This is a genomic window from Methyloglobulus sp. (genome assembly GCF_964779595.1).
This window is the reverse complement of sequence record NZ_CBAROL010000002.1, coordinates 53,387-68,838: the sequence shown is the minus strand read 5'-3', so window position 1 is coordinate 68,838 and position 15,452 is coordinate 53,387. Positions and strand designations below refer to the sequence as shown.

Annotated in this window: 13 protein-coding genes and 1 pseudogene; 12 read left to right on the top strand and 2 right to left on the bottom strand. The window is 44.5% G+C overall.

Going from position 1 to position 15,452, the window contains the following annotated elements:
* Positions 1 to 281 precede the first annotated feature (281 nt).
* From AC1YY3_RS01425 to AC1YY3_RS01385, 9 genes are all read left to right on the top strand, one after another.
* Positions 282 to 3,074 carry a cytochrome-c peroxidase gene (locus AC1YY3_RS01425; RefSeq protein WP_481823057.1) on the top strand — a complete coding sequence of 931 codons (2,793 nt, stop codon included), beginning with the start codon at positions 282 to 284 and terminating at the stop codon, positions 3,072 to 3,074.
* Positions 3,075 to 3,337: 263 nt separating this feature from the next.
* Positions 3,338 to 4,228 (top strand): cysteine synthase CysM, encoded by an 891-nt coding sequence (gene cysM, locus AC1YY3_RS01420; protein ID WP_482194248.1) that lies wholly within the window; start codon positions 3,338 to 3,340, stop codon positions 4,226 to 4,228.
* 33 nt (positions 4,229 to 4,261) lie between these two features.
* Positions 4,262 to 4,450: a type II toxin-antitoxin system HicA family toxin gene (locus AC1YY3_RS01415; protein ID WP_481823059.1), complete on the top strand. Its 189-nt coding sequence runs from the start codon at positions 4,262 to 4,264 to the stop codon at positions 4,448 to 4,450.
* 2 nt (positions 4,451 to 4,452) lie between these two features.
* Positions 4,453 to 4,665 carry a type II toxin-antitoxin system HicB family antitoxin gene (locus AC1YY3_RS01410; RefSeq protein ID WP_481823060.1) on the top strand — a complete coding sequence of 71 codons (213 nt, stop codon included), beginning with the start codon at positions 4,453 to 4,455 and terminating at the stop codon, positions 4,663 to 4,665.
* Positions 4,666 to 4,735: 70 nt separating this feature from the next.
* Positions 4,736 to 5,371, top strand: coding sequence for a DUF4240 domain-containing protein (locus AC1YY3_RS01405; protein ID WP_481823061.1), 636 nt, complete (start codon positions 4,736 to 4,738; stop codon positions 5,369 to 5,371).
* A 135-nt stretch (positions 5,372 to 5,506) separates the two neighbouring features.
* Positions 5,507 to 7,591 (top strand): C4-dicarboxylate ABC transporter, encoded by a 2,085-nt coding sequence (locus AC1YY3_RS01400; RefSeq protein ID WP_481823062.1) that lies wholly within the window; start codon positions 5,507 to 5,509, stop codon positions 7,589 to 7,591.
* Positions 7,592 to 7,859: 268 nt separating this feature from the next.
* Positions 7,860 to 8,453 carry a YdbL family probable chaperone protein gene (locus tag AC1YY3_RS01395; RefSeq protein ID WP_481823063.1) on the top strand — a complete coding sequence of 198 codons (594 nt, stop codon included), beginning with the start codon at positions 7,860 to 7,862 and terminating at the stop codon, positions 8,451 to 8,453.
* A gap of 2 nt (positions 8,454 to 8,455) precedes the next feature.
* Positions 8,456 to 9,784, top strand: coding sequence for a 23S rRNA (uracil(1939)-C(5))-methyltransferase RlmD (rlmD, locus tag AC1YY3_RS01390; RefSeq protein WP_481823064.1), 1,329 nt, complete (start codon positions 8,456 to 8,458; stop codon positions 9,782 to 9,784).
* 225 nt (positions 9,785 to 10,009) lie between these two features.
* Positions 10,010 to 10,459 carry an NUDIX domain-containing protein gene (locus tag AC1YY3_RS01385; RefSeq protein ID WP_481823065.1) on the top strand — a complete coding sequence of 150 codons (450 nt, stop codon included), beginning with the start codon at positions 10,010 to 10,012 and terminating at the stop codon, positions 10,457 to 10,459.
* A gap of 105 nt (positions 10,460 to 10,564) precedes the next feature.
* Here AC1YY3_RS01385 and AC1YY3_RS01380 read toward each other — a convergent pair whose 3' ends face one another.
* Positions 10,565 to 11,614, bottom strand: a complete 1,050-nt coding sequence (locus AC1YY3_RS01380; RefSeq protein WP_481823066.1) for an OmpA family protein — start codon at positions 11,612 to 11,614, stop codon at positions 10,565 to 10,567.
* 691 nt (positions 11,615 to 12,305) lie between these two features.
* On the opposite strand from AC1YY3_RS01380, the gene AC1YY3_RS01375 reads away from it, so the two are divergent.
* The 3 genes and pseudogenes from AC1YY3_RS01375 to AC1YY3_RS01365 all read left to right on the top strand — a co-directional run bounded on the left by AC1YY3_RS01375 (position 12,306) and on the right by AC1YY3_RS01365 (position 13,675).
* Positions 12,306 to 12,551: a hypothetical protein gene (locus AC1YY3_RS01375; RefSeq protein WP_481823067.1), complete on the top strand. Its 246-nt coding sequence runs from the start codon at positions 12,306 to 12,308 to the stop codon at positions 12,549 to 12,551.
* Positions 12,552 to 12,566: 15 nt separating this feature from the next.
* Positions 12,567 to 13,145, top strand: a pseudogene (locus AC1YY3_RS01370) (DUF6851 domain-containing protein); the annotation flags it as partial.
* Positions 13,103 to 13,675, top strand: a complete 573-nt coding sequence (locus AC1YY3_RS01365) for a vanadium-dependent haloperoxidase (RefSeq protein ID WP_481823068.1) — start codon at positions 13,103 to 13,105, stop codon at positions 13,673 to 13,675. The pseudogene AC1YY3_RS01370 and the gene AC1YY3_RS01365, both read left to right, overlap by 43 nt.
* A gap of 97 nt (positions 13,676 to 13,772) precedes the next feature.
* On the opposite strand, the gene recD is transcribed toward AC1YY3_RS01365, so the two are convergent.
* Positions 13,773 to 15,452 (bottom strand): exodeoxyribonuclease V subunit alpha, encoded by a 1,680-nt coding sequence (gene recD / locus AC1YY3_RS01360; protein WP_481823069.1) that lies wholly within the window; start codon positions 15,450 to 15,452, stop codon positions 13,773 to 13,775.

Sequence of the window (15,452 nt, the reverse complement as noted above, 5' to 3'; positions counted from 1 at the left end):
TTCGGCGTAACAAGTGACAGTCTGAGTTAGAGCGAGTACGTCTCTAAACCACCAAATCCCCAACTTTGGTTGTCATAAGCCATTTTCAAGCCTGTCAACTAGGTAATCTTACCGATATTGACACCTCATTATTCTCAAAAATACCGAAAACACAGTGCGTTGGTTCTGAAAAAACAGTGACGCATAAGTATTCATACCAATATTTTTAAATACTGAAGTCCGTACAATTTACGCAAGCTTATTAAATGCTTGTTACGGAATTTAAAAATAGAGGTATGACTATGACTGTATCTAAATTAAGTCTAAAAGAGTTACCGGATAGCGTCGGTATGACGGCATTCTTAGCGGTTTTTACATTAATGGTTGCATTTACACAGCCCGTGAAGGCGAGAGGTCTCGCCCAACCAGCACTACCGGATTTTTGCAACAACCTGCCGACAGGTTTTGTAGCAGAAGGTGAAGGGATTGATCCTGAAATTCCGCGTTCACTTAAATGCACACCCGCACCTGAACCCTATATGCTCGATGCAAACGGGGCTGCTGTTTCGATTTCCCCAAGTATCATTAAAAATAAGGCGGCGTTAATTGCGCTGGGTAAGATGTTATTTTGGGATACCCAAGTAGGCAGTGATGGCATCGCTTGCGCCAGTTGCCATTTTCAAGCCGGTGCGGATAACCGTATCAAAAATCAGATCAATCCCGGCATGAGAAATGCGAGTGGACAATTAGCCCACGATGGTGCGACTCCTATGGGTAATGTTTTTGATTATATGTCTTCGTATGTCAGTGCTAATCAATTGGATTTTCTAGCCTTGGATCCTTTGTTGGTATCGCCTGGCAAAGGCCCCAACTACACGCTGAAAAAAGCTGACTTTCCATTACGGAAGTATAAAGCATCTGAAAATGCTGTCGATGGTGAAATTGAAACTGAAGCCGAGCTAGCAGCCGAAGCAGCACTTGAACCGCCAGAAACACCGGAAGCCATTGCTGCTGAACAAGCTGAACTAGCTGGGGGAGTTGAAGCACCTGAAGTTGTAATCGATGAAACAATCACTAATGTGGCTGAAGGTGTGGTTGCACCTGAGCATAGTGCGGAATGGACACCTCCTCAGCCAGATGCAGCACTTTTAGCACTTGAAGCGCTTGAACCTGTTGAAGCAGAAGTAGACTTAGCAACGGTAGTGGTTACTGATCCGCCTACTCAGTTTAACCGCCATGCAGAAGTGGAATACGACAGTGATGATGTTATTTCTTCTCAAGGTGTTTATCCTTCAAAGTTCAACACCTTGACAGCGACAGGTAGACAGGAAGTCTGTGACAAAAGGTTTGAGACAACAGGGGCAGAACTGCCTATATTTAATGTGGCAGGTTACACAGTACGTCAAGCTGCACCGCGTAATACACCTTCTGTTATTAATGCGGTCTATAACTTCCGTAACTTTTGGGATGGCAGGGCAAATAACGTCTTTAACGGCTTAGATCCGTTTGGAGAAAGAAGCTTTGTTAACGGTAATATGCCAGAAACCGAGATTTATGCCAAAGTAGACAATGGTAGCCCCATGAAAAAACGGGTGACTATATATAACGCCAGCCTTGCATCACAAGCGGTTGGGCCAGCACTAAGCGATCTTGAAATGTCTTGCGCTGGCAAAGCCTTTCCTGAGTTAGGCAAAAAAATGCTGACCCGCAAGCCGTTAAGCAATCAAAAGGTTGACCCAACGGATAGCGTACTGGGAACTTATTCTAAACCTGTGATTGGTCTTAAACCTGAATATACCTATAAAAACCTCATACAAGCCGCGTTTAACAATGCTTATTGGGATGATACCAAAAAGGTAGGTAGCTATACCTTGACCGAAAACAACTTCTCATTGTTTTGGGGCTTGGCGATTCAAGCCTATGAAGCCACTTTAGTGTCGGATAATTCCCGTTTTGATAAGGCTTATGAAAATCCAAGCGATGCAGAAGCGCAATTAACCGCACAAGAAGAACATGGAAAGGTTTTGTTTGCAAAATCTGAATGTGTTGCTTGCCACTCAGGTTCAGAATTTACTGCTGCGTCTGTCAATCATGTCGAAAATGCGGCAGATAGACCTAATAGCTCTAAATACATTGAACGTATGATGATGGGTGATGGCGGTGTCGCATTATATGATGCAGGATTCTACAATATCGGTGTCCGCCCAACAGTCGAAGATCGCGGCATTGGCGGAACTGATGCTTATGGTTTTCCGTTATCATTCTCAAGAAATGCCAAGATGAATGCGAATGACTCCACGAATTTCTTTGCAGGTAATGAAACACCTAGTATTTCAAGTTTGTCGCCAGATCCTATTGATACAGATTCACTCTTGTTTGATACAGGAACTGGCTGTATCGCATGGAATCCACTGACTGTTGATCCATTTACTAATTACTTATGCGGTGACTCGCCTGTTGTTAGTGACGAACGTGATGCTGTAGATGGCGCGTTTAAGTCGCCCTCTTTGCGTAACGTAGAGTTAACAGGACCTTACTTTCATAATGGTGGACAAGCAACGCTGGAACAGGTTATCGAATTCTATAACCGAGGTGGAGATCGTCAAGATCATTCCCAGAAAGATCCTAACTGTAAAGGCACAGTATTAACAACGGATGCTTACGGCAATAAAGTCATTCTCCCTGATCCTGTGACAGGATTGATCGACGATACTGGTTTGCTATCAGAAGATGGCGTTGGTTCTGCCAGCAATCTTGCTGCGGACATGGCGGGTCATCGGGATTTGGAAGAAACGACATGCGGTACCGCAAAATCATCATCCCAAAGCCTGAAATTGACTAAATCGGATGTCGATGATCTGGTTGCTTTCTTGAAATCGCTGACTGATGAACGGGTACGTTGGGAACAAGCACCGTTCGATCATCCTTCCTTAACATTACCTCATGGTCATGTAGGTGATGAAACCTGGGTGAAATTCAGCAAAGCCAACAATCAGGCGCAGCAACAAACATATACCTTACCCGCAGTCGGTAAGTTGGGTCGTGGTGTTAAAGGGTTGATGGCGCTGAAATCGTTTGAATCTGGACTGCAATAAGTTTGCTGATTCAATAAAGTACAACGTGTTCTACCGACGATTGCCCGTTATCCTGACCAAGCACTAAGTACGCTCAGTTAGGATGACGGAAAGTAACTTTACATCGTCAAAATGGTTTCCCCTCTACTGCTAACCAAGGAAGGTTGGCAGCTTTTTAGTCCGCATTTTTGTAAATTCTTCTAAATCTGCTTTAAATAATCCTGCTATTTCCATTAAGATATTATGGGATAATCAAACCTGTTTTTGGTTTTCCTTTATTAATCATGCCTTATCCTACGATTGAATCTTTTGTCGGCAACACACCTTTAGTCAGGTTGCAACGCTTGCCTGGCGAAACCAGCAATACCATCCTGGTTAAGCTGGAAGGCAATAATCCTGCCGGTTCGGTAAAAGACCGCCCAGCGTTAAGCATGATTAGACATGCCGAAGCCAGGGGTGAAATCAAGCCAGGTGACCGATTGATTGAGGCGACCAGCGGCAATACAGGCATTGCATTAGCAATGGCAGCCGCCATCAAAGGTTACAAAATGACCTTGATTATGCCGGACAATATGAGTTCTGAACGTATCGCATCCATGAAGGCGTACGGTGCGGAAATCATCCTGACACCAGCGGCAGGTAGTATGGAAGCGGCAATTGATTTGTCCAGGGAAATGGAGGCGAATGGCGAAGGTCGGATTCTCGACCAATTTGCCAATCCCGGCAATCCCCGCGCCCATTACGAAGGTACCGGGCCCGAAATCTGGCGGGATACTCGCGGACAAATCACCCATTTTGTTAGTTCCATGGGTACGACGGGTACTATTATGGGTACGTCAAAATTTCTCAAAGAACAAAATCCTAAAATTCAAATCATTGGTGTACAACCGGAAGGGGAATCCAAAATTCCTGGCATCCGGCGTTGGCCGAAAGAATATTTGCCGAAAATTTACCAAGCTGAGCGGGTGGATCGGATTATTGATGTCGATCAGCAATCAGCCGAACAAACCACGCGGGATTTGGCGGCGAAAGAAGGGATTTTTGCAGGTGTTTCGTCGGGAGGTGGGGTGTCCGTTGCTTTGCGCTTATCGCAAGAACTGACCGATGCTGTGATCGTAGTGATTATTTGTGATCGTGGGGATCGTTATTTGTCTACGGGTGTTTTTCCGAGTTAGTTTTTCATAAAACAAAGGCGTAAAATTATTCGCATGAAAGTATCTGAATTGTTGGGTATTTTGGAACAAGATGGTTGGTTTTTAGTTCGCCAGCAAGGTAGCCATCGTCAATTTCATCACGCTGCAAAATCAGGAACTGTGACGGTTGCAGGCAAACCCAGCCTTGATGTGCCGCGTGGTACGTTAAACAATATCTTGAAACAAGCTGGCTTAAAGGAGTAATTATGCGGTATATGGTTATCGTTGAAAAAGGCGAGTCGAGTTACGGTGCTTTTGTGCCTGATTTACCGGGTTGTATTGCGGTCGGTGAGACAGAGCAAGAAGTGATAGTGCTGATTCAAGAGGCTATTCAATTCCATCTGGAAGATTTGCAAAGCGAAGGCCGACCGATTCCTCAACCTGTATCAAAAAGTACGTTTGTGGATGTTGCGGCGTAGAAAGTTTGCTGGGTTAATCAACCCAGCCTAAGGGCTATAAGCAAATGCAAATAAAATCGTATGACTTATCATGTTTGCATTATTAGGTGCATGGAATGCACCTAATTATTTAAGGCAATTACGAACCATGAACGAAGATCTTTTTTGGGAAATTATCGAAAAATCTGAGAGTGCAAATTATGAATATGATTTCCCAGAAGGATTGGTATTCGAACTAAAAAAGTTGACACCGGAATTAATCATTGAATTCTATGAAATTTACAATGTAATTCATGAGGAAGCAGATATGGGTGATGTTTGGGCGGCAGGAATGCTTCTCAATGGTGGTCATGGCTCCGATGATGGTTTTGTTTATTTCCGTGATTGGTTAATTGCACAGGGGCGAGAAACATTTGAAAAAACGCTTGCTGAACCTGATTCATTGGCATTGATTCCTGTCGATACTGATGAAACAGGTCGTCCTTATGCTGAATGGGAAAGTTTTGCGTATGCTCCAAGTTATGCTTATGAAGAAGTTACAACTAAAAACATGTGCGATGAATTGGCAAAGGTTGAAAAGTTCAATAACTCAAATAAAGTTATACCATTTGAAAAAAACAATTGGGATTGGCAGGATTATACAGATGAAGTATTAGCTGAAAAATTTCCAAAAATGTGGCACAACTATGGAAGGTATAAAATTGAATTTGATAATACATCCAGCTAACTTGATACGAGTTATACAGCCAAGTAGGTCAGATTGCTTCTTAAGCGTTACCTGACACAAGCGATGCAAATGTCACATAACCGCTAGCGCGGCAATGTGACTTACATTATTCCTCAAATCATATGTGACCTGATTTTGAAAAATACGCAGGTTAAATGTAAATCCATTATCAAACTGTATGTCTTCATGGCGCTTTGGCTAATGGCTAAGGCCGTTTATGCTCTTGATGCTGCCTCATTAACGGTTGGTTCAATATCAAGCAAAGACTGGAAGCTGGAGGGTATGACTCTTGCGGTTATTGACCTCAACAAAAAAAAGCCGCAATTCAAAATGTCGGCAACAAAATTGACACTTCCCAAGCCGTTCAATGACCTCACGCTTGCAAACATCCAATGCAAAGATTTCACCTGGGATCAGGATGAACTGCATTGCAATCAAGGCAGGGCATCTGTCCGTTCTGCCTATTGGCAATCGCCAACGACGAATTTTTCCTTTCACCTTAGCCCGAAACTTAACAGCTTTAAACTGGAAGATGCACGTCTAGCAGGTAGCCGCTTATCGCTAGATGCAGTAATTAACGGAGAAAATTGGCAATGTAAGGTGAAAGCGGAACATATCAGCAACAAGTTGGTAGATAAACTATTCCAGTCAAAGCCGCCGAAACAGAAACAAGCACAAGTGAAACAAGGTAGTTTGAATCTAACAGGAACGTTTTCCGGTAAGCAAGACACAATGCAGGGTTTTAATTTAACAGCCGAGGTTGAAGGCTTAACTGACCAAACCGAAGTTGGCAAAGTTGCCACCGAGAAATTAAATTTGCTGACGAATTGGGAAGCTAAAAAATTCAAAGAAAATTGGGTTTGGCAAAGCGAATCTAAAATCACTGGCGGTGCGCTTTATGTCGATCCAGTTTATCTGGAAGCTGGGGTGCAACCCATCGTGTTGAATGCCCAAGGTCTTTGGAATGCCAAAACTAAGCAGGCCGATATTCAGTCTTTTACCTATCAGCATCCCGATGTTGGGATATTAAGCGGGAAAGGTGCGGCTTATTACCGTGACGGCATCAAGATTGATAAGGCTGATGTCAATTTGCATAGTGAGACTTTGCAAGGGCTGTTGACAACTTATATCAACCCGTTTTTTACCGAATCACTCTTTACAGGCGTTACGGTTACGGGCGATGTCCAGGCGAATTTCACCTTTATTCATCAGGTGTTAACGGATACCTCAATACATTTGAGAAAATTAAATTTAACAGATGAGGCTGGGCGGTTGGCAATCAATGACGGGTCTGGATTGCTTAACTGGTCGGATAACCCAATGCTTATAAATCGTTCAGAATTGGCATGGCAGCAGCTTTCCATTAAAGGCTTGCCTATGGGGCAAACTAAAATACCATTTATCAACCAAGGAAATAGTTTCACCTTGGTTGAGAAAATCAAAATACCGTTTTTGAGCGGTTTCGTTGCCGTCGATAAATTCAGTTGGCAGGCCAAGAAACAAGATGAACCCGATGTTTCTTTTGCAGGGTCGTTGGATAATGTGTCCTTGGAGCAGTTATCCAAAACGTTGGGTTGGACACCTTTATCAGGAAATATCAGCGGCCAGATTCCAGGTGTTGATTACCACGATAAAACCTTAACACTGGACGGAGAGCTAAGGATTAACGTTTTCGATGGTACTGTTAAAGTCAATAACCTTGCTTCATCAGACTTATTCAGTGATTTCTCCAAAGTTTATGGTGATGTTCAAATTGAAAATCTGGATTTAGATCAACTTACCAGAAAATTTGAATTCGGAAATATTACCGGCAGAATGTCGGGAACTATCAACAAACTCGTTTTGGAAAACTGGCATCCGGTTACTTTTTATGCCTGGTTAGGAACGCCGGATGACGATGACTCAACTCACACCATCAGCCAAAAAGCGGTAAAAAATATCGCCAGTATTGGCGGTGGCGGGGCTTCTGATGCCTTATCCAGAAGCTTTTTAGGCATGTTTGAAACCTTCCGTTATGACAAAATCGGCATGGGTTGTTATCTGCATGATGGTGTGTGCCAAATGATGGGTTTAGAGGCAGCCGGGCAGGGTTATTACCTTATTAAAGGCGGTTGGCTGCCGAGAATTGACGTGCTGGGTTATAATCCTCGCGTCAATTGGGATGTGCTGGTGGAACGGCTAGGTCGTGTGGCATCGCCGGAGAAGGTTATAGTTCAGTAGGAGTGCAAACCTAGGTTTGTGCTTCGACTTGACATTAAAAATACCTGAAAATTTTAGTTTGGTTGCTTAGGCGCTCGCCCCTTCTTCCTTGAGGGAGAAGGCTGAGATGAGGGGCGTATACTAAGCTAATTTTAATCTCCTCACCCCAACCCTCCCGGCATCTGCTCCTGCATTGCCCTACTACCTACATCCATGTAGGCATCCAGCAGGAGAGGGAGCAACAGCTTTTGAAATGCTGAGAAATTTCCAACAAACAACGGAGTGCAAGATGAAAAAATTTTCTTTGTTAGGCATGTTAATGCTTACCGCGTGTGTCACTATAAATATCTATTTCCCCGCCGCTGCTGCTGAAAAAGTCGCCGATGAAATTATCAAGGATATTCAAAGTAATGTGCCACAAAAACCGCAACCAAAGCTAGAACCTAAAAGTGAACGATCTGATATGCAGACCAGCCTCTACAAGCTTATTGATCAAGTCATAAACATCGCCATTTCTCCAGCACAAGCCGCCGAAGCCGATTTATCCATTGATAGTCCCGAAATTAGGCAACTTACTGCATCAATGGAAAAACGATTTTCATCATTACAAAGTTTCTACGCGGCGGGAGCTATCGGCATAAAAGCAGATGGATTGTTAGCAGTTAAAGATGCCGCCAGCGTGCCACTAAAAGACCGTAACCAGGTCAATAAATTGGTCGCCGCAGAAAATGCTGACCGGCAAGCGCTCTATCAAGCCATTGCCAATGCTAATGGACATCCAGAATGGGCTACGCAAATTAAATCTACTTTTGCAGCCCGCTGGATTAGCAATGCCCAATCCGGCTGGTGGTATCAATCCTCAGGCACTTGGAAACAGAAATAAATATGGCACGTACACGAAAAAAACCGTTACCGATCATTCCAGTAAAGGCAACGATAAATTCTCTGACCCATGACGGCAGGGGTGTTACCCATATTGATGGCAAGGCAGTCTTTATTGATGCAGCCTTACCTGGCGAAGAAGTTGAATTTCTTTACACAGAAATCCGTCGGGATTATGCCGAAGGTAGGGTTGTTAACGTATTGACTGCTTCGGAACACAGGGTTGAGCCCTTATGTCCGCATTTTGATATTTGTGGTGGGTGCAGTTTTCAACATGTTGATTCTGCTACCCAAATTCAAATCAAACAAGGTTTGCTTGAAGAACAGTTTAAACGTATAGGCAAAGTTACGATTCCCCAGCTTTGGGAGCCATTAACAGGGCCGCACTGGGGCTATCGCCGGAAAGCACGAATGGGTGTTAAATATGTAGCCAAAAAAAATCGGGTGCTGGTTGGGTTTCGTGAAAAACGCCATCCGTATCTAGCCGAAATGGACAATTGCGTAGTTATGCACCCTATTGTTGGCACACGGCTTGTCGCCTTGGGTGAAATGATAGAAGGCTTGAGCGTTCGCGAAAAAATCCCCCAGATTGAAGTCGCTATCGGCGATGAACACTGTGTTTTGTCGGTACGTGTGCTAGAGCCGCCGACGGCAGACGACCAGGAAAAGATGCGTGCTTTTGGTAAAGCCCATAACCTGACGCTATGCTTGCAATCCAAAGGCCCTGATACCATCACTCCGCTGGATGGTGAGCCAGAAGTCATACCAACTTATTCCTTGCCTGACCACGGCATAGAATTCAAATTCCGCCCCGCCATGTTTACCCAGGTCAATTATGAAATAAACCGCCTGATGGTCAACCGTGTATTGGCTACCCTCAACTTAAACAAGGACGATACCGTACTCGACCTGTTTTGCGGTCTGGGCAACTTTACCTTGCCGCTTGCCAGATATGCTGGGTTAGTTGTTGGCGTGGAAGGCGACTTACCGCTCGTCAAACATGCCAGGGAAAATGCCCGTCATAACGGTATCGAAAACGCTGAATTTTATGCGGCGGATTTAAGCAAAGATATTAGCGATCAATCCTGGGCAAACCGCAAATACAACAAAATTCTACTCGACCCTTCCCGGGCAGGTGCATCGGAAGTGCTACATCATTTTAAACACTGGCAACCAGAGCAGATCGTTTATGTAAGCTGCAACCCGTCTACCCTGGCGCGTGATGCGGGTATTCTTGTCAATGATTTGGGCTATAAACTGGTTAAGGCAGGTGTGATGGATATGTTTCCGCAAACCGGACACGTCGAGTCAATAGCTTTGTTTGAGAGGTGAAAGAATCGATGGGCGGTTTCGCACAAACAGGTCAAATGTCAGCAGGATTTAGCAGATAGGTTGTGGGTGAGTGAGATAGTACCCCAACAAAAACAATCATCTAAGTATAGACATTGGGTTTCGTGTAGCTACAGCTAGGCCAACCAAAACGCAGTCACGACCAGCATTACATACGAAATTTGTCCTGTATGATGAAATTAGTCTTGTTGTTATTTGGAGAATCTTATGCCTAGACCAGTCACACCAGCGCTTGCCGCTGATACCATTATCGAACTCACCGATTATCCAGGTCGTCCCATCGTCTTGATTGAACGGGCAAATCCGCCTTATGGCTGGGCGATTCCAGGTGGATTTGTCGATGTCGGCGAACGGGTTGAACATGCTGCGGTACGGGAAGCCCAAGAAGAAGTCAGCCTGAATGTCAAACTGATTGCTTTGCTAGGCATTTATTCCGATCCTAGCCGCGATCATCGGGGGCATACCGTCACTGCCTGTTATGTCGCAGAAGCCGCAGGTACGCCTATTGCTGCCGATGATGCCAAAAATTGCCAGATATTCAACTTGGACGAGCTACCCGAACCATTGGCTTTCGACCACGCCGAAGTGCTTGTTCATTATAAAAAATTTCGGGAAACTGGGCAGGTAACGCCTTTACCTCCTGACATTGAATCGTAGAGGGCTATTTGAATATCCCTTTGATTTACAGACAAAAAAAACCCGCTGTTAAGCGGGTTTTTTGTTTAGCTTCAGAAAAGCTTAGGTTAGCTTTCTTTTGGTAACTTAGTTACCCCAAACCAGTTCAACACGACGGTTTTGTGATTTGCCTTCTTCGGTGCTGTTGTCAGCAATCGGCATATCTTCACCGTAACCGTGGGCAGTCAATCTGTTGGTCACGCCCTTCATACTGAGGTAATCAGCAACGGACTGGGAACGTTTTTGAGAAAGACGCATGTTGTATTTGTTGCTGCCTTCACTGCTGGTATGTCCACGCACTTCGATGTCATTCTTTTGTGGATACGCAATCAGGTTTTCAGCAACAGCATCAAGAATTGCAGTTGAGCTAGAAGTTAATTGTGCAGAATCATACTCAAAATTAACGCCTTTCAGCTCAAGACTTAGTGGGCATCCTGTTGCATTTACCTTGCTGCCAGCCATTGTGCCTGGGCAAGTATCTATACAATCATTAACGCCATCAGAATCTGAATCTAATGTTGAGCAATCGGTTACAGGTTCAGCAACTGCTGCTTGTGGCTTTGCGCCTAAAGGAACAACAAAACCGACGTTAACAACCATGTCGTGATATTCATCTGTTCCGCCAACAGGTGTCAAATGTGCGTTCAGGTTGTTGTTGTAACGATAACGTACGTCACTGCGGAACAACAGATGTTCGCAGAATTCGTACGTAAAACCCGCACCAGCTTCGCCAAGTATACCAACACCACTGTTACCATTGACGTAACTGTTCATGCCACCTGCTGCGATAACGGTGTACGGGGAGAATTTGTCACGCCAGAAGTAGTATTGTAAATCAGCAGTACCGCCCGCTAGATCCCACTGACCGTTATTCTGAGGGGAACGATTGGTTTCATCATCAAAACCGTTATAGAAGCCTCTTAACTCGACGTTGAAATGCTTGTCGAGCATCTTACCGAAGCCGATACCGGCACCATAACCCGCAGCATTTGAATTTCTATCGCCGCCGGGTTTCACATAAGAGCCGAAAGGTGCAACATACCAACGGTTATCAACTACTTCATCTTCGGCTTGAGCCGCAGCGGTAAAACCTATGCTTAATAACAAAGCAAAGGCCAGTAAGTTTTTATTTATCATAATCTTATCATGGTTTAGTGAGAAAAATAATTGGTTAGCTATTTAACTAATTACGTACCAATACATTGCCTGCTTGAACCCTGCCGTCTATCTACAATGCAAGTCTGTATTGAAGCTGAAAGAAGTATAAACCTGATTGTATCAAATACAACTCTTTCAGTCGTTTTTCGGTCGAAGGCAAAGCATTTATTACAAACATGAAACCATGCAACAAATAGGGCGATATTTAGATGCAACAATATCTAACCCTTGTTTCAACTATACAACACTTGTATTTATTATACAACATAATTCCACTTGAGTCCCTTAATATCAGTGCGAAATAACCTGTCGAAATTTTTCCATGAAGTAGTTCACATTAAATTTGAGTGACAGTTCACAGTTTTACGGATTAGTTATAGATATCATTACTCGCGCTGGAATCGTGCATAGCAAAACTGATCGCTAGTCTACCGGTTTCGTTATGCGCGATAAGGCTAAAAACCAGTTATTTTGTTTCAAGGAATGCACTCGACGTTTGGTGATCGTGTAGGTATTTGTACGTATATACGTAGCAAAATAATTATATAAACTCATAGTTGTGGACTTGGCATTCTTTTAAGTCGCAGCATAATTCTAATAACATTTTGAACAATCGGAGTTTTATGATGAAATCCCCCCCGTAGCTAAAACACTACTTTCAGCCTCAGTTGTGGCACTACTGAATGTCAGTCCAACTGTATTTGCTGCTGGCAATACAGTCGTTACCCAATGGAATGATGCTGCACTTCAAGCTATACGCATCACCCATCCTGGTCCACCGATTGTTGCCAGGTCGTTGGCAATCACCCATACCTGTATGTACGATGCTTGGGCGGCTTATGATAAGAAAGCCAAAGGCACTCGTTTTGGCAATAATTTGCGCCGTCCAAATGGCGAACGTACTGTTGCCAATTAAGAAAAAGCGGTCAGTTATGCGGCACACGAATGTTTATCTGATTTGTTCTCGACTGAAGTGGCTAGTTTTGATACTTTAATGAATACCTTGGGTTACAACCCTGCCGATAGCAGCACAGACCTTTCAACCCCTGTTGGTGTGGGTAATGTAGCAGCGAAAGCGGTACTGGATTTCCGTCATCACGATGGCTCAAACCAATTGGGTGATTTACACACAGGTGCTTATTCAGACTACACAGGCTATGCTCCTGTCAACACACCGACCACAATTAATGACCCAAACCATTGGCAACCCTTGCAAATTGGTGCTAATACGCAGAAATTTATTGCGCCGCACTGGGGTAAAGTCGTTCCTTACGCATTGAAGTCGGGTAGCCAATTCCGCAAGACCTTGCTAAAACCTGCTGATTATTTCAGTGAACCCGCTCGCTACGCGCTTCAAGCACAACAAGTCTTGGAATACAGTGCCCATCTGACTGATGAGAAAAAAGTTATCGCCGAATATACTGGGCAGATGGCCCTACTTCTGAGCTTCCTCCTGGTCACTGGACATTGTTTGCAGAATTCGTATCTGATCGCGACCACCACACCGTAGACCAAGATGTCAAAATGTTCTTTGCGATGACCAATGCGGTACTCGATGCGAGTATTTCAAGTTGGGATGCTAAACGTGCTTTTGACTACGTTAGACCTGTGACTGCAATTCATTTTCTCTATGCAGGACAAACTGTTGAGTCTTGGCAAGGTGCAATTGATGGTGCAGACTGGAAGCCTTATCAAGCTGCCAATGTAGTAACGCCACCATTTTCAGAATACATTTCTGGCCATAGCGTGTTCAGTGCGGCGGCGGCAGAGACTTTAAAGTTGTTTACTGGTAACGACAATTTCGGTCAAAGTGTGACCATTCCGGCGGGTTCATCACACGTTGAACCTGGTTTAGTGCCAGCAAATGATACCGTCTTGTACTGGGCAACCTTTAGTGATGCGGCAGATGAGGCGGGTATTTCAAGACGCTTTGGTGGTATTCACTTTATTGATGGTGATTTAGAATCCCGTAAATTGGGGCGTGTAATTGGTCAGCAAGCCTGGAAAAAAACACAGCAATTTTTCAATCAAGAAGATTAATACTCAGTCCGTTATGGATATTGACTATTAATAACTGTTGCTTTTAAAAATGAAGGTCGCTTTGTTCTCATAGTGGGGGCAAGCGACTTTTTTGATTTTAGTAGTTCGCGTTAAATTGTCGAAATTTATCCACCAAGCCAGTAATTCTAGCCATCTTTCTATTAATACTCGCAGCAAAAACGCTTTCTTCAGCAACGATGTTGATTTTTTTTCTGGCGCGAGTGATTGCAGTATAAAGCAGTTCTTTACTCAGAACGGGGTTGATAGTATCTGGTAGTACTATCAGCACTTCCTCAAATTCGGAACCTTGGCTTTTGTGGATGGTCATCGCAAATACGGTTTCGCACAGCGGCAGTCGCGCTGGCAGGTATTTTTTGACCGCCCCGTCGGGTCGTTGAAAAAACACCATCAGGTTGCCGTTTTGCTCCTTGTCAGGTAGGCAAATCCCAATATCACCATTGTAAAGATGCAAGCCTGGGTTGTTTTGCAGCACCATAACCGGACGGCCAGGATACCAGGATGCTGCGCCGTATTTGAGGTGTTGTCCGAAAAGCACTTTTTCAACAGCCGTATTGATTTCCAACGCACCATTTTTGCCGTGGCGGTTGGAACATAGCACCTGAAAACGGGTAAAGGCACGAAAAACCTCCGTAAATTCAGCTTTGGCATTGACCAATGCTACATAATCGTCCCGCTGACCTACTATATAAGGCATGAGTCGCGCCTGCCCCAGTATCCCGGCAACCCCATCGTTTATAGATAAAATATGCCAGGCCACTTCATGGTCTTGTTGGTTGACTGCGTCAGCCAGCTTTTTTATGCCATCGTCAAAGCGGTACGATTGCCTTAATTCCACCGTGTTGTCCGGTAAAGCGGCGATCAAGTCAGCAAGCACCGCCCCAGATTCCACCGAAGCAAGTTGGTCTTTGTCGCCCAACAGGATTAATCGCGCCCCAGGTTTCAAGGCATCGGCCAGCTTGCTCATTAGCGCGAGGTCTACCATCGAGGCTTCATCGACGACCACGAGATCAAACACCAACGGGGTTTTGGCATCATGGCGAAAGTAAGGTGATGGCGGCTTTGCGCCTAACAAGCGGTGCAAGGTAATGGCGGTGTGGGGTATTTGTTCTTTTATGCCGTCTGGGCAATCCAACCCAGCCAAATTGAGAGCGATGGCTTCTTGTAGGCGCATGGCCGCTTTTCCGGTGGGTGCTGCCAAAGCGACCAATAACGGTTCATCAGCTATTTCTTGCAGCACAGCCAGAATTTTGCAAATGGTCGTGGTTTTTCCTGTGCCGGGGCCTCCAGTAATGATGCAAAATGCTTGCTGGGCGGCTATTTTGGCCGCTTCGCGTTGCCAGTTTATTTCTCTTTTACAATCACCAAAATAGCGTTCAAGCGCACTATCTAGGCTTATAACTGGCTTAGAGATTTGCGAAAATTGTTTGATTTGATTTGCCAGTCGGTCTTCATAATGCCAGTAACGTTGAAGGTATAAACGGTTTTGCTCAATGATTAACGGGTAAGTTTGGGAAGATATTACCGGATTTTCACTGGTAAGCCCTGAGTCCAACAGCAGATTTTTATCAGATTCATCAATTTCAATACAACTGTGGCCTTGATGTTGTTTTTGCGATAAGGCTGCCAGCAAGATTTCTAGCTTCTTTTTTTTGGCTACATCCAGTGTTGCGCGTTGGCTTAGGAAACGGGCAAAGGCTATATCCAGGCGGCTAAAGATTTCATCTTCATTTGGCGTTAACGCAGTTATTTCCCTCAC

Coding starts and splice junctions, on each gene's coding strand:
- rlmD (WP_481823064.1), top strand. CDS start 8,456: ATGGCACGTACACGAAAAAAACCGTTACCGATCATTCCAGTAAAGGCA.
- AC1YY3_RS01425 (WP_481823057.1), top strand. CDS start 282: ATGACTGTATCTAAATTAAGTCTAAAAGAGTTACCGGATAGCGTCGGT.
- AC1YY3_RS01395 (WP_481823063.1), top strand. CDS start 7,860: ATGAAAAAATTTTCTTTGTTAGGCATGTTAATGCTTACCGCGTGTGTC.
- cysM (WP_482194248.1), top strand. CDS start 3,338: ATGCCTTATCCTACGATTGAATCTTTTGTCGGCAACACACCTTTAGTC.
- AC1YY3_RS01410 (WP_481823060.1), top strand. CDS start 4,453: ATGCGGTATATGGTTATCGTTGAAAAAGGCGAGTCGAGTTACGGTGCT.
- AC1YY3_RS01385 (WP_481823065.1), top strand. CDS start 10,010: ATGCCTAGACCAGTCACACCAGCGCTTGCCGCTGATACCATTATCGAA.
- AC1YY3_RS01380 (WP_481823066.1), bottom strand. CDS start 11,614: ATGATAAATAAAAACTTACTGGCCTTTGCTTTGTTATTAAGCATAGGT.
- AC1YY3_RS01405 (WP_481823061.1), top strand. CDS start 4,736: ATGTTTGCATTATTAGGTGCATGGAATGCACCTAATTATTTAAGGCAA.
- AC1YY3_RS01415 (WP_481823059.1), top strand. CDS start 4,262: ATGAAAGTATCTGAATTGTTGGGTATTTTGGAACAAGATGGTTGGTTT.